This window comes from Pseudomonas sp. MIL19 (genome assembly GCF_028680365.1).
In the GTDB taxonomy this organism is placed as follows: Bacteria; Pseudomonadota; Gammaproteobacteria; order Pseudomonadales; family Pseudomonadaceae; genus Aquipseudomonas; species Aquipseudomonas spirodelae.
Window position 1 is genome coordinate 67939 of sequence record NZ_JAPPVG010000009.1, and the last position, 21830, is coordinate 89768.

Genomic DNA, 21830 nt, shown 5'->3' on the forward strand with positions numbered 1-21830 from the left:
GGAGCAAAAGATGCGGCAGTTTACCCGAAGCGCCGGAAACTGCCCAAACATGCTTCGGTTCAACGCAGCCGTTGCCCGGAATGCATCCGGGCAACGGTCAGTGGCTACCAGGTATCGACTGTGCGCTTCTTGCCGGTGCGCGACGTGGGCTTTGGCGCTGCATTCAGGCCGCGCAGCAGCCAGGCGCGAGTTTCCACGGGGTCGATCACCGCATCGATCTCCAGGAAGCTGGCCATATTGATGCCCTTGCCGTTTTGGTAAGCCTTGGCCACCAGCTTGTCGAATAATTGCTGGCGCGCGGCGGACTCTTCGATAGCTGCCAGCTCCTTGGCAAAACCCAGACGCACCGCACCTTCCAGGCCCATTGCGCCAAACTCGGCGCTGGGCCAGGCGATGGTAAACAGCGGCGAATGGAAGCTGCCGGCGGCCATGGCTTGCGCGCCGAGGCCGTAACCCTTGCGTAGCACCACGGTGAAAAACGGCACCGTCAGGCTGGCGGCCGCCACGAACATGCGCGACACATGGCGCACCGTGGCCTGTTTTTCTGCCTCTGGGCCGACCATAAAACCGGGTGTATCGCACAGCGACAGCAGCGGGATATCGAAGGCATCGCACAGCTGCATAAAACGCGCGGCTTTGTCGCCGGCCACGGCGTCGATGGCGCCGCCCAAGTGCGCGGGATTATTGGCCATCAAACCGAACGGTTTACCTTCAATGCGGATAAATGCGGTGATCAGCCCCGGGGCAAACTGGCGGCGCAGTTCCAGCACCGAGTCGCGGTCGGCCAGGATGGCGATGACCTGGCGGATGTCATACACGCGCAGGCGGTTCTCCGGGATGACATGCCGCAGCTCGCGCTGATCGGCGCATTGCCAGTCGCTGAGCGTGCCCTGGAAGTAGCTCAAGTATTGCTTGGCGACCTGCACGGCCTCAGTTTCATCTGCCACCAACACATCGATAACGCCATTGGGCCCCTGCACGCTGACCGGGCCGACTTCTTCCGGTTTGAAGCTGCCGAGGCCGCCGCCTTCGATCATCGCCGGGCCGGCCATGCCGATGGTGGCGTTGTCGGTGGCGATAATCACATCACAGCAACCGAGCAGGGCGGCGTTGCCGGCAAAACAGCGCCCGGATACCACGCCGACCAGCGGCACCAGCCCGGAGAGTTTGGCCATGCCAACAAAGGTGTGGCAGTCCAGCCCGGCGACGCCGACAAAATCAGTGTCCCCCGGACGGCCGCCACCGCCTTCGGCAAACAGCACCAGCGGCAAGCGCCACTGTGCGGCGAGGCCGAGCATGCGGTCGGTTTTCTTGTGGTTCATCACGCCCTGGGTGCCGGCGAACACCGTGTAGTCGTAGGCGATGGCCATGCAGCGCGCGGCTTCGCTACCGAATGTCTCAGCGTTAACGGTGCCAATACCGGCGACCAGGCCATCAGCCGGGCTTTGTTCGATTAGTTCTTCCAGCGAGCGTCGGCGGCGTTGCGCGGCAATCGCCAGCGCGCCGTATTCGCTGAAACTGCCGTCATCCAGCAGCTCGGCGAGGTTCTCGCGCACCGTGCGCTGGCCGGTTTTGCGCCGCTTGGCCACGGCCTGCGGGCGGCGTTCGTCAAGTGTGATGGAATGGCGTTCGAGCACTTCGGCCAGGTCCGCACGAATGTGCTCCAAATCCAGGCTTTGCTCGTGTTGGTGGGTGGCGGCATCGACCTCGGCGGGTTCGATAAACAGCAATGCTTGGCCTTCATTCATCGCGCTGCCGACCTGCACCGCCAGTTGGCGGACGATACCGCTGTGGCGGGCGCTGACCACGAACTCCATCTTCATCGCCTCCAGTACGGCGATGGTTTGGCCGACGGCAACCGCATCGCCTTCGGCCACCTCCAGGCTGACCACCACGCCGCTGCTATGGGTGTGCAGCGCAAGGCAGCCCGGCGGGGCGTCCTGTACGTGATGGGTGGTTTGGCGGGTTGCCTGGATATCGGCAAAGAAGTGATGCGGGTGGGGCTGGGGTTGTGCCGCCAGCAGCTCGCCCAAGTGTTTTTCGACAAAGCGCGTGGTCAGTCGATAGCTCGCCACTTGCGGTAGGCGCAGCAGGTTTTGCAGCAGGTGCAGGTTGCTTGCCACGCCTTCCAGGCGGAACTCGCATAGCGCGCGGTAGGCGCGGCGCAGGGCTCTGGGGTAATCCGCCGCGTGGGCGATTAGTTTGGCCAGCAGCGAATCGTAACTGGGGCTGACCGGATAGCCGGCGTAGCCGTAACCATCCACACGCAGGCCGGGGCCGCTGGGTGGTTGGTAGGCACTCAGGGTGCCGGCGGCCGGGCGCGTGCTGCCATCGGCGTTCATGCTTTCCAGGTTGATGCGCAGCTGCACGGCGCAGCCATTGACGGGCGGCGGTTGCAGCAGGCCGAGGTCGGCGAGTGACTGGCCGGCAGCGAGCTTGAGCTGGGTGTGCAGCAGGTCGACGCCGGTGATCTGTTCGGTGACGGTGTGTTCGACCTGAATGCGCGGGTTGGCCTCCATAAAGTAGAAGCGCTCGGGCTGCTCGGCATCCAGCAGAAACTCGAAGGTGCCCAGGCCCTGGTACTTTGTCGCTCCGGCCAGCTTTAGCGCGCAGGCGATCATGCGCTCGCGGGTGGCGGCGGGCAGGTCCGGGCTGGGGGCGATTTCCACCAGCTTCTGCTGACGGCGTTGCAGGCTGCAGTCGCGCTCCCATAGGTGGCTGACCGCGCCCGTGCTGTCGCCCAGCACCTGAATTTCGATATGCCGGGCCTGGCTGACCAACTGCTCGATATACAGCGCGTCGTTGCCAAAGGCGGCGCGGGCTTCCGATTGGCAGCGGGCAAAGGCCGCGTCCAGTTCGCTGGCGGCAAATACCGGGCGCATACCACGGCCACCACCGCCGGCCAGGGCTTTGAGCATGACTGCGCCATGTTCGGCGAAGAACCCGTGGGCTTCGGCAAGGCTGATCGGCCGATTGATCCCCGCCACCAAAGGTACCGCGCAGCGTTCGGCTAATTCCCGCGCAGCGGCTTTGTCGCCAAACAGTTGCAGCACTTCGCTGCTGGGGCCAACAAAACACAAACCGGCGGCCTGGCAGCGGCGGGCGAATTCGGCGTTTTCCGCAAGAAAGCCATAGCCCGGGTGCACGGCATCGCAGCCTTGAGCTTGAGCGATGGTGATCAGTTGATCCATGTCCAGATACGCCGCTACGCCACGGCCGCTGAGGGCGACGGCGCTATCGGCCTGGCGCACATGCAAGGAGGCGGCGTCATCTTCGGCGTACACGGCCACGGAGCGGATGCCCAGTTCGCTGGCGGCGCGGGCGATACGGATGGCGATTTCGCCACGGTTGGCGATCAGCAGGGCGGTAAAAGGCGCGCTCACAGTAGGCTCTCCAGTTCGTTCTTTTTCACCTTGCCGGTGGCCGTCATGGGCAGTGCCGCGACCACGCGCAGTTCCGGGACCTTGTAGCTGGCCATGGCCGCCTTGCACCAGGCGTGCAGGCTGTCGGCGTTCTCCTGGCTACCGGCCTTGAGCACAACAAAGGCCACCGGACGTTGGCCACTGCTGGTATCTGCGCGCCCGATCACTGCGCTGGCGAGCAAGGCAGGGTGCTGGCCGAGCATGGCTTCCAGCTCGCTGGGGAATACGCTCATGCCGTTGACCTTGAGCATCTCCTTACGCCGGCCTAGGTAGCGGATAAAGCCCTGCTCGGTGATCTGACCAAGGTCGCCAGTGTGCAGCCAGCCGTCCTTGAGCACTGCCGCAGATTCTTCCGGGCGTTGCCAGTAACCGTGCAGCAGCGAAGGGCTGCGCACGCACAGCTCGCCTTCGCTGCCCAGCGGCAGTAGCTCGCCGGTGTTGAAGTCGCAGACCTTGAATGCGGTGCCGGGCACCGGCAGGCCGACGAAGGTCGGGGCGCTGTTCAGGTCAAAGTCGTCATCTTGCAGGCCGTAGGTAAAGGTGTCGCAGGTATGGGTTTCGGTCATACCAAAGCTGAATTCGAACAGTGTGCAGCCGGTCAGTGCGCGCCAGCGCTGGCGGTAGTCGCGGGTCAGCTTCTTGATAAAAGAAATGCTGCCAGTGCGTTGCAAGGAGTCCAGGCGGTAGGTGCCGGCTTCGGGGTGTTCGAGCACCTCGACGGCGCTGTCGACCAGCAGGCCGCAATGGCTGACCCGGTAATGCTCGACGGCGGCCATAAACGCCAGCGCGTCCCAGCGCGCCAGGAGTACCAGGCGACAACCGCTGAATACCGGAAACAACAGCCCGGCGTTTTCTCCGGCAATCCAGAACTCCGGCAAGAAGTTGAGCATCACGCTGTCAGTGTGTAGCCCCAGCGCGACGGGCACAAAGCTGGCACAGGTGTAGAGCATGTCGCCGTGGGTGTGCACGCAGCCTTTCGGCAGGCCGGTGGTGCCACCGGTGTAATTGAGCGCGGCGATATCCTCCAGCTGCGGGCGGTGGCTGGGCGTGGCGTGCTGGCAGTGCTCTAGCGCCGGGAGAAAGTCGATGGCGTCATCGGCCTGAACCTTGGGCGCGAGCAGCAGGTCGGCCACCGGGATGCTGGGCACGCTGGGGCGCAGTTCCGACAGGCTGGTGCTCAGTACCTGGCTGAGCGCGCATTCTTCGCGCACCGCCCGAACCACGGGTAGCAATTGGTCAAAGCAGAGGATGACGTGCGCGCCGCTGTCCTTGAGTTGGTAGGCCAGCTCCATCGGCTTGCTCAGCGGGCTGACCGGCGCATACACAGCGCCACATTTGAGAATGCCGTAGAAAGCAATGTGCAGTTGCGGGCAGTTGGGCATAAATACCGCTACCCGATCCCCCACCTTGACCCCTAGCTCGACCAACAGGGCGGCGCAGCGGTCGGACAAACGGTCCAGTTCAGCCCAGGTGATGCTATGGCCGTAAAAATCCAGTGCCGGGCGGTCGGGCTGCTGCTTCGCCCAGGCGCGCAGGTACTCGCTGAGCGGTTGTTGGCCGTGTGGGTACTGCGCTTCGCGTGGGGCATTGGCAGGCCAGGCGGCGGCTTGCAGGCGGGACAGTTGGTCGAGGTAAGCGTTTTCAAGCATGGCAGAAGAGGCCTCGGTGTTCTTGTTTGCGGGCATCTTAGGCAGCCTTGCTGGGGCGGTAGAACTGATGCTTATGCATCGTTATCCATGAGCCGCATTCATGGTTTGTTCTGTGTGCATGGCTGTTAGGCTGCAGCGATGTGCTCTTGCAGGGAATAACCATGAATCAGCAGCATGAATGGTCGAAGATGGATCGCATCGACCTGAATCTGTTTCGAGTGTTTGAGGTGATTTACCGTGAGCGCAACCTGACCCGCGCGGCGGTTTTGTTGCACCTCAGTCAGTCCGCGGTCAGCCATGCGCTTAATCGTCTGCGCGAGCAGCTGGGTGATCCACTGTTTGTCCGCGAGGGGCGTGGCGTCGCGCCGACACTGTTGGCCACGCAACTGGCCCCGGGTATTCAGGCGGCGCTGGCCGGCTTGCTGCGCAGCGTGACGCGCGAGCAAGACTTTGACCCGTTGCGTGACCGGCGCACCTTTACCTTGAACATGCCTGAGCAGATGGAACCGGTGGTGCTGCCGAGCATTGTCGCTCACCTGCGTGAGGTGGCCCCGCAACTGGAGGTGCGTTGCAGCAGCGTGCATTGGGCTGAGTTGCAGCGTGAATTAAGCGCGGGGCGGGTCGATCTGGCCATTGAAATTGCCCGCTCAACGGACCCAGAGCTGCGACAGCAACTGCTCTTGAGTGATCCGTTGTGCGTAGTCGCGGGGCCGGCGTTTAGTGGGGAGTTGAGTGCGGCGCGTTATTTGGCCGCCGAGCATATTGCGGTGACGTCACGGCGGCGCGGGATCTGCGTGGAAGACCTGGCGTTAGCGCGGCAGGGGTTGGTAAGGCAAGTGCGGCAGCGTTGCCAGCATTACCTGTCGGCGGCTCTATTGGTGGCGCAGAGTGAGTGGTTGCTGACTATGCCGAGGCGTTACGCCGAGTTGATTAATGCCGGGTTGCCCAATCGGTTGCTCGATTTGCCGTTGGCACTGGTGCCGGTGAACCTCAATCTTTATTGGTCCATGCAGGTGGAGAACCAGGCGGGACATCGTTGGTTGCGTGAGCAGATGCTGACACTGGCAGGCAGCCGCTCGGGGATGGATCAGCTACGCCGTTCGACGATATAACGGGCCAGCTCTCGCAGTGGCTCGGCGGCTTGGTCGAAGGGGCGCAGAGCATGCAGCGCCTGTTCGCACAGCTCTTGGGCATAAGCTTTGGCGGCGTCGAGACCGAGCAGGGCGGGGTAGGTGGGTTTGTCGTGGGCCTGATCCTTGCCTTGGGTCTTGCCCAGGGTTGCGGTGTCGCTTTCCACGTCAAGGATGTCGTCTTGCACCTGAAACGCCAGGCCAATCGCGCGGGCATAGCTGTGCAAGGCTTTCAGGGCATGTTCGTCAGCCAGGCCGCTGGCTAGCGCGCCGAGCTGCACGCTGGCCTCGATCAGCGCGCCGGTCTTGTGCCGGTGCATGGTTTCCAGGGCGTTTTGGTCGAGTGCTTGGCCGACCGAGCCGAGGTCGATCGCCTGGCCGCCCACCATGCCCGCGGGGCCGGCTGCACGCGCCAGCGCGCTGAGCATGGCCAGGCGCAACTGCGCGTCGTGCGGGTTGTGCGTGGCGTCGGCGAGCACTTCAAAGGCCAGGCTCTGCAGACCGTCACCGGCAAGAATTGCGCAGGCTTCGTCGAAGGCTTTGTGGGTGGTTGGTTGACCGCGGCGCAGGTCGTCATCGTCCATCGCCGGCAGGTCGTCATGCACCAGGGAATAGGCGTGGATCAGTTCTACGGCGCAGGCGGCCGCATTGGCGCGTTCCGGCTCGCCGCCAAGGGCTTCGCAGGCGGCGTAGGCGAGTAGCGGACGTACGCGTTTGCCGCCATTGAACAGGCTGTAGCGCATGGCGGCATACAGGCGTTCCAGCTCCGGGCGTGGGCTGCTCAGGAGGGTTTCCAGGGCGCTATCGACGCGCCGTTGGCAGTGGCTCTGGTAGGTCGCGATCATGCCTGCTGATCCGCGTCGAAAGGGGCTTCCTCCAGCGCGCCGTCACGTTCCATGAGGATTTGCACTTTCTGTTCGGCCTGAGCCAATGCCGTTTGGCAATCGCGGGTCAGGCGTACGCCTTGTTCAAAGGCAGTCAGCGAGTCTTCTAGCGACAGCTCGCCGTTTTCCAGACGTTCGACCAGGTTCTGCAGATCGGTCAGGGATTGCTCGAAGTCGAGCGCGGCTTTTTTACGGGCGGCCATGGCGAATTTCTCGGGGGCGGATCGGCGGAATCGGGGGATATGCAACCGCGCGACACTAGCAGAGCGGGGCCGTACGGGCAAATCAGCGGGCGGTATCTGGACGTGTAGGAGGCGCTTTAGCGGAGAGCGACTATCGCGGCTAAAGTCCCTCCCGCAAAACGGTTGCTTAATTAGCCAGCAGTCAGCTGCTTACGCCATAGCCGCGGGCCATCAGCACCGCCAGTAATGGGATCACCAGTAGCAACAACAGTTCCAGGCGAATCACCCCAATCACCAGGCGAGCCTGGCGACTGCTGACCTGTGGCACTTCGCCGGCCTTGAGGCTGTTGCGCCAGTTGAGGAAAACAAAGGTCGGCAGCACGGAAATCAGCCCGATGAGAATAAACAGGCCGACTTTGGCGTGAAACAGGCTGTTGCCCAGGTAGTAGTCCAGGCCCTTGCCATGCCAGAGCACCCGCGCCAGGCCGCTGAATAACACCAGCCCGGCACTCACGCCGTAGGCGATGTCGGTGATGATCAGGCCACGTGCCCGGCGCAGATCCAGCGGCAATTTAAATTGCACATGTTCGATGCTGAGCAGGGCGAACAGCAGGAAGATCGACAGGTAATGCAGGTAGGCAACAAGTGCTTGGCCCATGCTGGCGTCCTTTCACAGAGGGGATTCAGTTAGCGAATTCGACCCGGTTACGGCCATTGCCTTTGGCCTGATACAGCGCCTGGTCGGCGCGCTTCAGGGCATCGTTCGGCGCATCTTGAGCGGTACGCAGGGTGGCGCCGATGCTGATGGTCAGCTTGATGTGCAGGCCATCGATATCCAGCGGCGTATTGCTCATGGCACTGCGAATGCGTTCGGCAATCTGTAGTAGTTCTTGCTGGTCGTGCACCTGCAGCAGCACCACGAATTCTTCGCCGCCGCTGCGTGTGACTACGTCCTGCGGGCGCACGGCGGCGCTGATGCGTCGCGCGGTTTCCCATAGCACCTGGTCGCCAGCGGCGTGACCATGGCTGTCGTTGATCTTCTTGAAGTAATCCAGGTCGCAAAACAGCACGCCCAGTTGCAGGTCAAGGTCGTCGGCCTGTTGCTGGTGCCTAGGCAGAAAGTGGTTAAGGCCGGCACGGTTCCACAGCTGGGTCAGGGGGTCGAGCATGGCCTTGCGTTGTTCACGGCTTAGCGCCGCGCGTAACTGTACGGTTTGCTCACTGTCGTTACGCAGTTTCAGGTAGCCCTCGACCAGTGCGGCCATGTCGATAAACAGGCTTTGTTGTTTGGCCGTGAGTTTCTGTGGCTGCGGGTCGATCAGGCACAGGGTACCCAGTGCCTGGTTTTCCGCGGAGAATAGGGGGTGCCCGGCGTAAAAGCGGATATTGGGGTTGTTGAGCACCAGCGGGTTGTCGTTAAAGCGCGGGTCGTTATGGGTGTCTTCGACAATAAGTGCCTGGGTACCCAAAATTGCGTGACCGCAGAAGGAGATGGCGCGTGGTGTCGCGTCTGCTTCCAGGCCGATGCGCGCTTTAAACCATTGCCGATCATGGTCGATCAGGCTGACCAATACGGTCTTGACCGCAAATACCTCGCGCACCACCCGCACCAAGGTGTCCAGGTAAGGGTCGGCCGGCGTGTCGAGTAACTCGTTATCGTCCAAGGCCTGCTGGCGCAGCGCTTCATCACTGGGTATTTCAGGGCTGAGCATGGGGAGCTCCTGATGGGCTGGGGGCGAACCATTGATCGGCCTTGGTCAGACGGTAAGCATAGCCCCCAAGGCACAGGCTGCGCAGCGCCATAAAACTGAGAAAGGCCAACCACAAGCCCTGGTTGCCCAGCGGTTGCAGGGCCCAGGCCAGCGGCAGACTGAGCAGCAGCGCCAGGAGCATGGCGTCGCGCATTTCGCGGGCGCGGGTGGCGCCGATAAACAGGCCATCGAGCAGGTAGCTCCAGACCGCGATCAAGGGGAGCAGGGCGAGGTACGGCAGGTAGATGAATGCCGCTTCGCGCACCGCGTCGATATTGGTTTGCAGTTGAATAAACCACTGCCCGCCGAGCAGAAAGAACAGCGCGAAACCGCTGCTGGCGAGTAGCGACCAACCACCGGCCACAATCAGCGTGCGCCTCAACGCACTGCGATCACGCGCGCCCAGTGCATGCCCGCACAGGGCTTCCAGGGCATGCGCCAGGCCATCAAGGGCGTGGGCGGTCAGTAGCAGGCCGTTGAGCAGCAGGGCGTTGGCCGCCACGGTGGCATCGCCCAGGCGCGCACCCTGCACGGTAATCAGGAAGAACACCGCCTGCAGCGCCAGGGTGCGGATAAAGATGTCGCGATTGACGGTCAGCAACGGTCGCCAGTTCAGCCAGCGGCGCAGCGCGGCCCAGTCCAGCGTGCCGGCATAGGCCCGCAGGGCGCGCCGCGCCAGGAACAGACCGAGCAGCGCGCCGCTCCATTCGGCAATCACCGAGGCCCAGGCGGCGCCCGCCACGCCCCAGTGCAGGCCGAGCACAAACAGCAGGTCGAGGGCGACGTTGAGCAGGTTAGTGGTCAGCAGAATGGCCAGCGGGCCACGGGCGTTCTGCGTACCGAGCAACCAACCGACCAGGGCGTAGGTGGTCAGCGCGGCGGGCAGGCCGAATAGGCGGATATGCAGGTAGTTGCGCGCCAGCTCATCGAGTTGCGCCGAAGGGTTCATCAGGCTCAGTGCGGCGCTGCTCAGGGGGATGGCCAGGCTGATCAGCAGGGCGGCCAGCAGCACACCAAGTAGCAAACCCTGCACCAATACCTGGCGCAGCGCACCGCCATCCTTGCGCCCGGCCGCCTGAGCACTGAAGCCGGTGGTGCCCATGCGCAGAAAGCCCACCGCCCAGGTCAGCAGGGTATACAGGCTGCCGCCCACGGCCACTGCGGCCAGTTGGTGAGCATGCGGCAAATGGCCAATCACCGCACTGTCGACCAGCGCCACCAAGGGCACGGAGAGGTTGCACAGGATCATCGGTGCAGCCAGCGCCCAGACTCGATGATGGGTGGGGGCGTGCTGCCAGGCATCGCGTACGGCGTTTATCAATGCGCTTCTCGGTCTGAAAATTAAAATGCCTGCAACTCAATGCGCGAGCGTGTGTCACAGACGGGCTATTAAACACGTATCGGCCGGCGCGCGCTGCTGAGCCGTTTTGCGTGCGCAGGCTTAGTTGTGGGTGAGTGCCTCGACTATAGTGTCAGGCCTGTGCATCTACCCCTGTTGGAGCCCGCAATGCCGAAGAATGGACTGCTTCTGGCACTTGTTCTGAGCCTGCTCAGTGCCTGTGATTCATCCACCCCTGGGCCGGCCGAAGTGACGGCCAGCCAAACCCCGCCGGTGATTAGTCAGGCGGCCAAGCCTGAGGTTGACCGCGCGGCGCTGGCCGAGCGTTACGCCGGTCGCGAGCTGAGCGTGGTGGATGTCTCGGAAGTGCAGCTGGACGGGGCGAGTACCTTGTCGATCAGCTTTTCGGTGCCGCTCGACCCCGAGCAGAAGCTCGCCGAGCGTTTGCATCTGGTCGATAGCAAGAGCGGCAAGGTCGATGGCGCCTGGGAGCTCAGCGACAACCTGATGGAAGTGCGCCTGCGCCACCTGGAGCCGCAGCGCAAGCTGGTGCTGACGGTGGATGCCGGGTTGCTCGGGCTGAATGGCAAGAAGCTCGCCGCCGAGCAGGTCACGCGTTTGGAAACTCGCGACCTGCAGGCCAGTGTCGGCTTCGCCAGCCGTGGTTCCTTGCTGCCCACGCGCCTCGCCGAAGGCCTGCCGGTGATTGCGCTGAACGTCGACAAGGTGAATGTCGAGTTCTTCCGCATCAAGCCCGAATCGCTGCCGGCTTTTCTCAATCGTTGGGGCCGTTCGAGCAACCTGGATACCTGGGAGGCGCGCAGCCTGTTGCCGATGGCTGATCTGGTCTACGGTGGGCGTTTCGACCTCAACCCCGCGCGCAATACCCGTGAAACCCTGTTGCTGCCGATTGCCGGCCTAGAGCCGTTCAAGCAACCCGGCGTTTACCTGGCGGTGATGCGTGAAGCGGGCAGTTACGCCTATTCGCAGCCGGCCACGCTGTTCACCCTGAGCGATATCGGCTTGTCTGCACGGCGCTACCAGAACCGTATCGATGTCTTCACTCAGGCCCTGGCCGGCGGCGATGCCCTGGGCGATGTACGCCTAGAAATCCTCAATGGTGAAGGCCAGGTGCTGGCCGAAGGCAAGACCGACGGCGCCGGCCACGCGCAGTTGCCGCTGCCGCCCAAGGCCGAGGTGTTACTGGCCCATCAGGCGCAGCAGACCAGCCTGCTGCGCTTAAACGGTTCGGCGCTGGACCTGGCCGAGTTTGATATTGCCGGCCCCGCCGCCCATCCCCTGCAGTTCTTTGTATTTGGCCCGCGTGACCTTTATCGTCCGGGCGAAACCGTGCTGCTCAACGGCCTGCTGCGCGATGCCGATGGCCGCGCGGTGAACGCCCAGCCGGTGAATGTTGAAGTGCGCCGCCCGGACGAGCAGGTCAGCCGCAAGTTCGTTTGGCAGGCCGATGACGCTGGCCTGTATCAGTACCAGCTGCAACTGGCTGACGAAGCCCCGACTGGGCGCTGGCAGCTGCTGTTTGAGCTGGGTGATGGCAAGCCGCAATTGTATGAATTCTCTGTGGAAGACTTCCTGCCAGAACGTATGGCGCTGGAAATAAAAGGCAGCGAAGAACCCTACACCCCGGTGGAAAATGCCCAGTTCGAGGTCACCGGTCGCTACCTGTACGGCGCGCCGGCGGCGGGTAATCGCCTCAGCGGTCAGCTCTATGTGCGGCCGCTGCGTGAGGCGGTGGCCAGCCTGCCGGGCTACCAGTTCGGTTCGGTCACCGAAGAAGAACTAAGTGAAGACATCGAACTGGATGAAACCAGCCTGGACGAGCAGGGCAAGGCCAGCCTGGATATCGAAAGCCGCTGGGCCGATGCCAAATCGCCGCTGCGTCTGATTCTGCAAGCCAGCCTGCAGGAATCCGGCGGCCGGGCGATTACCCGGCGAGTGATTCAACCCGTATGGCCGGCCGAGCGTCTGCCTGGCGTGCGTGGGCTGTTTGATGGCGAGGAAGTGGATGCCGACAGCCTGGCTGAGTTCGAAGTGCTGGTGGCTGATGCGGCCGGTAACAAGCTGGCGGCTGATCAACTTAGCGTGCGCCTGATTCGTGAGCGCCGTGACTACTTCTGGAACTTCTCCGAGAGCGATGGCTGGAGCCATAACTACACCGAGAAATTCCTCACCCTCAACGAGGAAACCCTCAAGGTCGCAGCCGGCGGCACCGCCAAGATCAGCTTCCCGGTGGAGTGGGGCCCGTACCGCGTTGAAGTGATTGATGCGCAGACTGGCCTGCTCAGCAGCCTGCGCTTCTGGGCCGGCTACCGCTGGCAGGACAACGCCGACGGCGGCGCGGTACGGCCGGATCAGGTCAAGCTGGCGCTGGATAAACCGGCGTACGCCGATGGCGACACCGCCCAGGTAACCGTTACCCCTCCGTCTGCGGGCAAGGGCTACCTGATGGTGGAGTCCAGCGAAGGGCCGCTGTGGTGGCAAGAGATCGAGGTGCCGTCTGAGGGTAAGACCTTCGACATTCCGATTGCCAGGGAGTGGGCGCGGCATGACCTGTATGTCAGCGCGCTGGTGATTCGTCCCGGCGAGCGCAAGAGCAACGCCACGCCTAAACGCGCGGTCGGCCTGCTGCATCTGCCGCTGGAACGTGCTCCGCGCAAGTTGGCGCTGACCCTAACCGCTGCGGAGAAGATGCGCCCCAATCAGCCGCTCAACGTCAAGGTGCAGGCGCGCAACGCCGATGGCAGTATCCCGAAACAGGCGCAGGTGCTGGTAGCCGCCGTGGATGTCGGCATCCTCAATATCACCGAGTACGCCACGCCTGATCCATTCGCCAACTTCTTCGGCCGCAAGGCCTATGGCGCGGATCAGCTGGATATCTACGGGCAGCTGATCGAAGCCGGCCAAGGCCGAGTGGCCAAACTGGCCTTTGGTGGTGACGCCGCGCTGGCCGCTGGCGGTAAGCGTCCGGATACCAGCGTGCTGATCGTTGCACTGCAAAGCCAGCCGCTGATGCTGAACGAGCAGGGCGAAGGCGAAGTCAGCCTGGCTATCCCTGACTTCAACGGCGAGCTGCGCCTGATGGCGCAAGCCTGGACTGACGAGCATTACGGCATGGGCGAAGGCAAGACGGTGGTCGCCGCGCCGCTGATTGCCGAGCTGTCGGCGCCGCGCTTCCTCGCCGGTGGCGATGAAACCACTCTAGCCCTGGACCTGAGCAACCTGTCCGGACGTGAGCAGAAGCTGGATGTGCAACTGAGCGCCGAAGGCCAGTTGCGTCTGGCGCAGAACCCCGGCACGGCGGTGGCGCCGATCACCTTGGCCGATGGTCAGCGCAGCATTCTGCGTATTCCTGTGGTGGCGATGGGCGGCTACGGTCAAGGGCGCTTTACGGTCAAGGTCAATGGCCTGGTTCTGCCCGGTGAAGACCTGCCGCCGTTCAGTCGTGAATGGCAGCTAGGTATCCGCCCGGCCTATCCGGCGCAGTTGCAGCACTTCCGTGCGGTGCTCAAAGACGAGCCCTGGTTGCTGCCGGCCGATGCCCTGAGCGCCTTTGAAACAGCCGGCCTGGAAGCACGTCTGGCGATTTCCAGCCGTCCACCGCTCAACCTGGGCGAGCAGATCCGCGCACTCAAGGCTTATCCCTACGGCTGTCTGGAGCAGACCACCAGCGGCCTGTATCCATCGTTGTACGCCGATGCGGCAACCCTGAAGCGCCTGGGTGTTGAGGCCGAGCCGGATGAGCAGCGCAAACGCGCCATCGAGCTGGGTATCGAGCGTCTGCTGAGCATGCAGCGCTACAACGGCAGCTTCGGCCTGTGGAGTGCCGACGGCGATGAGGAGTACTGGCTCACCGCGTATGTCAGCGACTTCCTCCTGCGTGCTCGCGAGCAAGGCTTCGGCGTACCGGAAGAGGCGCTGAAAAAGGCCAACGAACGCCTGCTGCGCTATTTGCAGGAGCGCCAGCTGATCGAGGTCAACTACAGCGATAACGCCAACCACAGCCGCTTTGCCGTGCAGGCTTACGCCGGATACGTGTTGGCGCGCAGCCAGCAGGCGCCGCTGGGTGCCTTGCGTAGCCTGTATGAGCGACGCAGTGATGCGTTATCCGGCTTGCCATTGGTGCACCTGGCCGTGGCCCTGCAGAAAATGGGTGATCAGCCGCGAGCCGATGAGCTGCTGAGCGCAGGCTTGGCCCGTGGGCGCGAGCTCAATACCTGGTTGGCGGATTACGGCAGCCCGTTGCGTGATCAGGCGCTGGTTCTGGCGCTGCTGGAAGAGCATGACCTGGCGAAAAATCGCCGTGAAGAGCGCCTGTTCAGCCTGGCCGATGAAGTGGCCAGCCAGCAGTGGCTGTCGACCCAAGAGCGTAATTCGCTGTACCTGGCCGGGCGGAACCTGCTGAGCAAGCCCGAGCCGAACTGGAGCGCGGACCTGCAAAGTGGCAGCCTGGCCTTCGAGCTGAGCAATGCTCAGTCAGGTCTCAAACTTGATAGTGGTGATCTGGCGGCGCCGCTGAGCATCAGCAACTCGACGGATAAACCGGGCGATACGCCGCTGTATCAGCAGCTGACCCTGTCTGGCTATCCAAGTCAGGCGCCGGCGGCTGGCGGTGAAAACCTCAGCATCTACCGCGAATACTTAGGCATGGACGGTGAGACGCTGGACCTGAGTAACCTGCAAAGCGGCGAACTGGTGCTGGTGCACCTGGCCGTATCCGCCAAGCAGCGGGTGCCGGATGCGTTGGTGGTCGATCTGCTGCCGGCGGGCCTGGAGCTGGAAAACCAGAACCTGGCACAAAGCTCGGCCAGCCTGGACGACGCCAGTAGCGCGGTGAAAGAGTGGCGTGAGTCGATGCAGAACGCGGCAATCAAGCACCAGGAGTTCCGGGGTGATCGTTACGTCGCCGCGCTGGATGTAAACGGCTATGGCACCACCCACCTGCTGTACCTGGCCCGCGCGGTTACCCCCGGCAGCTACCGTGTACCGCCACCGCAAGTGGAGTCGATGTACCGGCCGAACTGGCAGGCGCTGGGTACCACGCCTGGTCGCCTGGTCGTTAAGGAGCGCTAGAACGCACAAGGCCCGCCAAGTTGGCGGGCCTTGTTGTTTAGTCTGTGTGTCCTAGCTGATCAGACCACTGAGCAGCCACAATCCCAGCACTAGCCAACTCATGCCGGCAATGATCGAGCGGCGGATAAAGGCGCGTACTGCGATGTACAGCAGCCAGAGGCCGGCTATCAGAACCACAATGCTGAGCAATGACGGCGTTACCCCTAAGGCCTTGGACATGCCCGCGATAAAGCTGCTGACCGCACCGCCGAGCATGCCGAAAAAGCCGCCCAGGCCCTCGACGATAAAGCGAATCACCGAGCCAACTGCCTCGCCCAGGGATTCAAAAAAACCTTCTACACCCATAATTCCCGTTCCACTCGACTCGGCTTTGATTGCTGCTGCGCGCCAGTGTGCCAGTCATTTGGCAGAATGGCAGCGCTGTTGGTTAGGCACGTCGCTAATTAGCAGAACACGTTCGCGATGCAAGGAATGGATCAGCGCATGACCCGCGTTAAGCCGCTCTACCTTTTGGTTCTGTCTGTTTGGCATAACCGCGTGTGGCCTTTGCTGCGCCGCCCTTGGCTGTGGCTGCCGCTGTGTCTGCTGTCAGTGCTGGCGCTGGCTGATCGACTATTGCCGCTGCCTTTGCCGGTCGATGACCTGGCCCGCGTGGTGCTGGCCGAGGATGGTACGCCGCTGTGGCGCTTCGCCGACCATGACGGTGTATGGCGCTATCCGGTGCGCCCGGATCAGGTGTCGCCTTATTACCTGGAAGCGCTGCTGACCTATGAAGACCGCTGGTTTTATCAGCATCCCGGGGTCAACCCGCTGGCGCTGGGCCGTGCGGCTTGGCAAAACCTGCAAGGCGGGCGGGTGCTCTCGGGTGGCAGCACACTGTCTATGCAGGTGGCGCGCCTGCTGGATCCGCATGCGCGCAGTTACAGAGGCAAGCTCAAGCAGCTGTGGCGCACGCTGCAGCTGGAGTGGCACCTGTCCAAGGACGAAATTCTCACCCTCTACCTCAACCGCGCGCCCTTTGGCGGCACCTTGCAGGGCGTGGCAGCCGCCAGCTGGGCTTATCTGGGCAAATCACCGAGCCAACTGACCCGCGCCGAAGCCGCGTTGCTCGCGGTGCTGCCGCAAGCCCCCAGCCGCTTGCGTCCGGATCGTCATCCCGAGCGCGCGCAGGCGGCGCGTGACAAAGTGCTGAAACGGTTGGCCGACTTTAATGTGTGGCCGCAGTCGGCGATCAGCGATGCGCTGGAGGAACCGGTGCTGCTGGCGCCGCGCCAGGAGCCGCGTCTGGCCCCGCTACTTGCACGGCGGCTGAATACGCGCAGCAGTCCGCCGCTGATTCACACCACGCTGGATGCCGCCTTGCAGCGCCGCCTGGAAGACCTGCTGCTCGGCTGGCGTGCGCGCCTGCCGGAGCGCACCTCGGCGGCGATTTTGGTGGTTGAGCAGCCGAGCATGGCGGTGCGGGCCTACCTGGGCTCGGTGGATATCAGTGATGCCAAGCGGTTTGGCCATGTTGATATGGTTCGCGCGGTGCGCTCGCCGGGCTCGACGCTGAAACCCTTTCTCTATGGTATGGCCCTGGACGAGGGGCTGATTCACTCCGAGTCCTTGCTGCAGGATGTGCCCCGGCGCTATGGCGATTACCGGCCAGGGAATTTTGCCAGTGGGTTCAGCGGCGCGGTGTCGGCCAGCCAGGCGTTGGCCACCTCGCTCAACCTGCCCGCTGTGCAGCTGTTGGAAGCCTACGGGCCGAAACGCTTTGCCGGTGAGTTGCGTAGCGCCGGGGTGCCGTTGTTGTTGCCGCCCTTGGCCGAGCCCAACCTGGCGTTGATTCTCGGCGGTGCCGGCAGTCGCTTGGAAGAGCTGGTCAGCGGTTACAGCGCTTTTGCCCGCGGCGGCATGGCTGCGCGTCTGCGTTTTCAGCCGCAGGATGGGTTGCATGAGCGGCGTTTGTTGTCGCCCGGCTCGGCGTGGATAGTGCGGCGAATTCTCAGCGGTCAGGCGCGCCCGGACCGTGACCCGCGTGCGCAGCTGGTGCAGCGCCCGACCCTCGCCTGGAAGACCGGCACCAGCTACGGCTTTCGTGACGCCTGGGCGATTGGTGTGGCGCCGCGCTACCTGATCGGTGTCTGGATTGGCCGGCCGGACGGTACGCCGGTGCCGGGACAGTTCGGGTTGGCCTCGGCCGCGCCCTTGCTGCTGCAGGTGCATGATCTGCTGGTCAACCGTGACAGCCAACGCGGGATTGCCCAGCCGCTTGATCCGCAACCGGCTGAAGTGGGCGTGGCGGCGATCTGCTGGCCACTGGGGCAACCCATGGACTCACACGACCCCAACTGCCGCCGCCAGCGCTTTGCCTGGACCCTGGCGGGTACCACACCACCGACCTTGCCGGCGCCGGATCAGCCATTGGGCTTGGGGCTGCAGGAACGTATCTGGACCAATGCCGCCGGCTTGCGCGTGGATGCCAGTTGCCCTGGCGCCACGCAGCAGCGCCTGGCCTTGTGGCCGGCCCCGCTGGAGCCCTGGTTGCCCCGGCGTGAGCGGCGCAGTGCGCGCATGCCAGCGGTTGATCCGCAGTGCCCGCCGCAGCATGTGCCCGCCAGCGCACCGCTGTCGATTGTCGGCGTGCGTGAGGGCGATCGTTTACGTCGCCCAGCCGGCAGCGCTGAGCCGCTACGCTTGCGTCTGTCGGCCCTGGGCGGCAGTGGCCGACGCTGGTGGTTTGTGGACGGTCAGCCGGTTGCCGAAACCAATGCCGACGCGCTGATTAGCCAAAGTTTTGCGCGTGCGGGGCGTTACCAGCTCAGCGTGCTCGATGAAAGCGGGCAGACCGCCCAGCTGAGCTTCAGCCTGCAGAACTAACGGCGAGCCTTTATGGCGCAGGTCATGCTGCTCTAAGCCTGTTCAGCCTGGCCTGCGCCGTCTTTGCGGCGGCGATTAAAGCCGGCACGCCGGCTGGGCGATAGCGGTTATATGTCGGGATGAAATTGAATTTGTATACAAAATTGTATTCAATTGTTTTCTTCCAATAATAACTAAAAGGTAACCTCCATGGGCTTGTGGAAACGCAGCATCCAGTGGCAGCTGATTCTCAGCATGGGCGCGGCCCTGCTGGTCAGTATTCTGATCGTAGTAGGCGTCTACTCCGCGGTGGTTAATCGCCTGAGTGAGCGCTTTTTGGTTGAAGAGGCCTTGCCGGCCAAGGTACTGGCGATTCGCAACGATCTGGAGCGCGTGCTAACGGCCCCGATCACGGCCAATGCCGGGATTGCCGCCAACGTATTTATTCAGGACTGGCTGGGCGCGGGCGAAGACCCTGGGCTGCGTGATGTGGTGGCGCGTTACCTGGAGGGGGTGCGTCAGCAGCAAGACGCCATGACCACCTCGGTGGCCGTACTGGCCAGCGGCAACTACTTCACTGGCGATGGTTTGAGTCGGGTGATCAATCGTAATCAGCCCGAGAATCAATGGTTCTACCGACTGGTCGATGGCAGCCGCGATCAGGTGATGGAGGTGGATCTCGATAAGGCCACGCGCTTGCCGACCCTGTTTATCAACCAGCGCATCAAGCAGGACGGCAAAGTGCTTGGCGTGGCTGGTCTGGGCTACAGCCTGAAGGCTATGTCTGAAATGATTCGTGACTTTCGCTTTGGCGAGCGCGGTCAGGTATTTCTGACCGACGCCAAGGGTGCGATCAAGGTGCACCCGCAGGCTGAACTGAGTGGCAGTGGCAGCCTTGCTGCGTTATTCGGCCAAGAGCCGGCCGAGCAACTGTTGAGTGCTGAGGGCAAGGCGGTGCGCTTCGAGCGTGACGGTGAGGTCTACCTGGCGCTGACGCAGAAGCTTGGCAGTATCGACTGGCTGCTGGTGAGTGAAGTGCCGGAGGCGGAAATCTATGCCGAAGCGCGCCAGGCGCTGTTTATGACCAGCGCCATCGGCGCGGCGGTGGCGTTATTTTGCCTGGGCCTGGTGGTGCTGCTGGCGCGGGGTTTGGTGCGGCCGATCCGCCAAGTGACCACCGGCTTGGTGGAAATTGGCGGCGGCGGCGGTGACCTGACTCGGCGTCTGGATGAGTCGCGTGAGGATGAACTGGGTGACCTGGCGCGTGGCTTCAACCGCTTTATTGGCGGCCAGCGCAACTTGATCAGTGCTGTGCTGGCCACCAGTGAGCGCCTGCGTGCTTCGGTCGGTCAGGTGGCGCAGGTGGTCGATAACACGGCCGCGCGCTCCAGTCAGCAGCAGGAAATGACCGACATGGTGGCCACCGCGGTTCACGAAATGGGCCTCACCGTGCAAGAGATCGCACGTAATGCCAGCAGTGCCGCCCAGGCCTCGCAAACCGCACGTAGTGAGGCGCAGGGCGCGCGTAAGGAAGTCGGCCAGTCGATTGGCCATATCGAGAGCATGTCCACCGATATTGGCGAGGCGGCGGCTGCCGTGAGCGAGTTGGCCGAGCAGGTGGCATCGATTGATCAGGTGTTGGCGGTGATTCGTGGCATTTCCGAGCAAACCAATCTGCTGGCCCTCAACGCCGCTATCGAAGCCGCGCGTGCTGGAGAAATGGGTCGTGGCTTTGCCGTGGTGGCCGACGAGGTGCGCACCCTGGCTAGCCGTACACAAAGCTCCACCGATGAAATTCAGCAGATGATTCAGCGCCTCAAACAGGGCGCGGAAACCGCCGTGAGTTCCATGCATGCCGGGCAGCATGCAACCGGTACTGGCGTTGCGGCGAGCCAGCGCACTGGGCAATCACTCAGTGCCATTACCGAGCAGATTGAACGCATCAGTGACATGAACACCCAGGTGGCCACCGCGACGGAAGAGCAGTCCTCGGTAACCGAAGAGATCAACCGTAACGTGCAGGGCATTGCCGACTTGGCGCATGCCACCGCCGGTGAGGTTGGGGTGTGTAAAGAGGACTGCAAAACGCTGCGCGGCCTGGCAGATGACCTGGCTCAACAGATGGGCAGCTTTCGCCTTTAAGCAGGGGCGCGAATCGAGGCCGATAGGCGCATCGCGGCAAGGCTCGGTGGCTCATCAGTAAGGGCGGGCCCGGGAGAGGTTGCCTTAAGCAACATCCTCCGGCCTGCCTATGCTGTCGGGTTTAGGCCAGGTTCAGGCGGTTGCGACCTGCCGCCTTGGCTTGATAGAGCGCATCATCGACCCGCTTGAAAAACCCCTCCGCGCTGTCGTCGCGGTGTGTGTCGTAACAGCCCACGCCCAAGCTGGCGGTCAGCGGCAGGGTGGCGCCTGGAACATCAAAATCTTCCCGCTCCAGCGCCTGACGGAACTGCTCGGCCAGCACGCGCGCCTGCTCCAGCGGGGTGTTGGGCATCAGGATGCCGAATTCTTCGCCGCCCAGGCGCAGCAACGTATCGCTGTCGCGGCGGAAATTCTGCCGCATGCGTTCGGCAAACACGCTCAGGCAGCTATCGCCACAGGCGTGGCCGTACATGTCATTGATCCGTTTGAAGAAGTCGATATCCAGCAGTACCAGGGATAGCGGTTGGCTCTGCCGTTGGGCGTTGGCCACCATCACCGGAAACAGGCTGTTGAATTGGTAGCGATTGCCCAGTTGGGTCAGGCTGTCGGTGCGGCTGAGCTGGTCGAGGCGTTCCTGCTGGTCGAGCAATTGCAGCTCCAAGGCCAGGGTGTTGTGGTACTCGCGGTGGCTGCGGTTGAGGGCCAGCAGCAGATAGCTCAGATAGATCGCCAGGGTAATCACCATGGCGTGATGGGTCTGCCAGTCCAAGGCCAGGCCAATTAACCCGGGCAGGTATAGCAGCAGCAGGGCCAGGGTCGCGTGGCGTTTGCGCATCGAGAAGGTGAACACCAGCGCAGTGCTGAAGGCAATGGTGCTGAGGGTGGCGATGATCGTCGAACTGCTGAACGCCAGGTGCGTTTGCGCCAGCGCATGGGCCAAGCCCCAGAGCAGCGCGGTGCTGAGAATCAGCAGCCAGTGGTGGTTGAGCCAGCGCTTTAGCGTCGCGGGCGTTTGCTCGTCGGGTAGGCGGTGGAGCAGGCGCAGCGCCAGCAGTAGGGCGAAAATGGCGATGCCAATCAACCCGATAGGCAGCTGCTGCAGCGGGTTGTTGCTGAACCCCCACGTGAGCAGCCAGGCCAGCAGGTAGTAAATGCCCCCCAGCGGTGTACGGGTGCGGGTGTCTTGGGCTTCACGCCAGAGTGAGAAAGCCTGCGGCTGGTGGGGAACGTGGGACTCAGTCATAGGGTGTGATCACAAAAACAACGTCACTGCAGCATAGCGCGTTAATCGTGAAAAAACTGTCAGAGTGCCACTATGCCGTGCAGGACGCGACGAGGGGCGTTAACGCAGAATCAGCAGGGCGCTGGTGGTGCCTGGGCGGCCGAGGATGTTAAA

At 63.0% G+C, this 21830-nt stretch carries 13 protein-coding genes and 1 pseudogene; 5 read left to right on the forward strand and 9 right to left on the reverse strand.

From position 1 onward, the window contains the following. Positions 1-104: 104 nt before the first annotated feature. The gene (locus N1078_RS08500; protein ID WP_274087745.1) at positions 105-3383 is read right to left on the reverse strand and encodes a carboxyl transferase domain-containing protein; all 3279 of its coding nucleotides are present in this window, start codon (positions 3381-3383) and stop codon (positions 105-107) included. Beyond that, positions 3380-5107, reverse strand: coding sequence for an AMP-binding protein (locus tag N1078_RS08505; RefSeq protein WP_274087746.1), 1728 nt, complete (start codon positions 5105-5107; stop codon positions 3380-3382). Before N1078_RS08505 ends, N1078_RS08500 begins: the two co-directional genes overlap by 4 nt. A 125-nt stretch (positions 5108-5232) precedes the next feature. On the opposite strand from N1078_RS08505, the gene N1078_RS08510 reads away from it, so the two are divergent. Beyond that, positions 5233-6183, forward strand: coding sequence for a LysR family transcriptional regulator (locus tag N1078_RS08510; protein WP_274087747.1), 951 nt, complete (start codon positions 5233-5235; stop codon positions 6181-6183). Here the strand turns inward: N1078_RS08510 and ispA are convergent. The 5 genes from ispA to N1078_RS08535 form a co-directional block, all read right to left on the reverse strand. Next, positions 6159-7046, reverse strand: coding sequence for a (2E,6E)-farnesyl diphosphate synthase (gene ispA, locus N1078_RS08515; protein ID WP_274087748.1), 888 nt, complete (start codon positions 7044-7046; stop codon positions 6159-6161). The two genes, N1078_RS08510 and ispA, sit on opposite strands and share 25 nt — an antisense overlap. After that, positions 7043-7288: an exodeoxyribonuclease VII small subunit gene (locus N1078_RS08520; RefSeq protein WP_274087749.1), complete on the reverse strand. Its 246-nt coding sequence runs from the start codon at positions 7286-7288 to the stop codon at positions 7043-7045. The genes ispA and N1078_RS08520 overlap by 4 nt, the downstream gene beginning before the upstream one ends. A gap of 181 nt (positions 7289-7469) precedes the next feature. Further along, positions 7470-7925, reverse strand: a complete 456-nt coding sequence (locus N1078_RS08525; protein WP_274087750.1) for a DUF2214 family protein — start codon at positions 7923-7925, stop codon at positions 7470-7472. Positions 7926-7950: 25 nt separating this feature from the next. Then, the gene (locus N1078_RS08530; RefSeq protein ID WP_274087751.1) at positions 7951-8979 is read right to left on the reverse strand and encodes a sensor domain-containing diguanylate cyclase; all 1029 of its coding nucleotides are present in this window, start codon (positions 8977-8979) and stop codon (positions 7951-7953) included. Continuing rightward, complete coding sequence (locus N1078_RS08535; RefSeq protein WP_274087781.1) at positions 8966-10336, reverse strand: MATE family efflux transporter; 1371 nt, start codon at positions 10334-10336, stop codon at positions 8966-8968. The genes N1078_RS08530 and N1078_RS08535 overlap by 14 nt, the downstream gene beginning before the upstream one ends. 189 nt (positions 10337-10525) lie before the next feature. Between N1078_RS08535 and N1078_RS08540 the strand changes: the two genes are divergently transcribed. Then, positions 10526-15448 carry an alpha-2-macroglobulin family protein gene (locus tag N1078_RS08540; RefSeq protein ID WP_274087752.1) on the forward strand — a complete coding sequence of 1641 codons (4923 nt, stop codon included), beginning with the start codon at positions 10526-10528 and terminating at the stop codon, positions 15446-15448. A 51-nt stretch (positions 15449-15499) separates the two neighbouring features. Here the strand turns inward: N1078_RS08540 and N1078_RS08545 are convergent, their stop codons facing one another. Next, positions 15500-15793, reverse strand: coding sequence for a hypothetical protein (locus N1078_RS08545; RefSeq protein WP_274087753.1), 294 nt, complete (start codon positions 15791-15793; stop codon positions 15500-15502). A 138-nt stretch (positions 15794-15931) separates the two neighbouring features. Here N1078_RS08545 and pbpC point away from each other — a divergent pair, with 138 nt between their 5' ends. From pbpC to N1078_RS19655, 3 genes and pseudogenes are all read left to right on the forward strand, one after another. Beyond that, complete coding sequence (gene pbpC, locus N1078_RS08550) at positions 15932-18313, forward strand: peptidoglycan glycosyltransferase PbpC (RefSeq protein ID WP_274087754.1); 2382 nt, start codon at positions 15932-15934, stop codon at positions 18311-18313. A 234-nt stretch (positions 18314-18547) separates the two neighbouring features. After that, positions 18548-19564: pseudogene (locus tag N1078_RS19650) on the forward strand (cache domain-containing protein); the annotation flags it as partial. Between the two features lie 141 nt (positions 19565-19705). Then, the gene (locus N1078_RS19655; RefSeq protein ID WP_411912089.1) at positions 19706-20434 is read left to right on the forward strand and encodes a methyl-accepting chemotaxis protein; all 729 of its coding nucleotides are present in this window, start codon (positions 19706-19708) and stop codon (positions 20432-20434) included. Between the two features lie 121 nt (positions 20435-20555). Here the strand turns inward: N1078_RS19655 and N1078_RS08560 are convergent, their stop codons facing one another. Next, positions 20556-21677 (reverse strand): GGDEF domain-containing protein, encoded by a 1122-nt coding sequence (locus tag N1078_RS08560; RefSeq protein WP_274087756.1) that lies wholly within the window; start codon positions 21675-21677, stop codon positions 20556-20558. Positions 21678-21830 lie beyond the last annotated feature (153 nt).

Bases quoted from the DNA above. Each gene is read 5' to 3' on its own strand.
- N1078_RS08505 (WP_274087746.1), bottom strand. From the start codon at position 5,107: ATGCCCGCAAACAAGAACACCGAGGCCTCTTCTGCCATGCTTGAAAAC.
- N1078_RS08510 (WP_274087747.1), top strand. From the start codon at position 5,233: ATGAATCAGCAGCATGAATGGTCGAAGATGGATCGCATCGACCTGAAT.
- ispA (WP_274087748.1), bottom strand. From the start codon at position 7,046: ATGATCGCGACCTACCAGAGCCACTGCCAACGGCGCGTCGATAGCGCC.
- N1078_RS08520 (WP_274087749.1), bottom strand. From the start codon at position 7,288: ATGGCCGCCCGTAAAAAAGCCGCGCTCGACTTCGAGCAATCCCTGACC.
- N1078_RS08525 (WP_274087750.1), bottom strand. From the start codon at position 7,925: ATGGGCCAAGCACTTGTTGCCTACCTGCATTACCTGTCGATCTTCCTG.
- N1078_RS08530 (WP_274087751.1), bottom strand. From the start codon at position 8,979: ATGCTCAGCCCTGAAATACCCAGTGATGAAGCGCTGCGCCAGCAGGCC.
- N1078_RS08540 (WP_274087752.1), top strand. From the start codon at position 10,526: ATGCCGAAGAATGGACTGCTTCTGGCACTTGTTCTGAGCCTGCTCAGT.
- N1078_RS08545 (WP_274087753.1), bottom strand. From the start codon at position 15,793: ATGGGTGTAGAAGGTTTTTTTGAATCCCTGGGCGAGGCAGTTGGCTCG.
- pbpC (WP_274087754.1), top strand. From the start codon at position 15,932: ATGACCCGCGTTAAGCCGCTCTACCTTTTGGTTCTGTCTGTTTGGCAT.
- N1078_RS19655 (WP_411912089.1), top strand. From the start codon at position 19,706: ATGGTGGCCACCGCGGTTCACGAAATGGGCCTCACCGTGCAAGAGATC.
- N1078_RS08560 (WP_274087756.1), bottom strand. From the start codon at position 21,677: ATGACTGAGTCCCACGTTCCCCACCAGCCGCAGGCTTTCTCACTCTGG.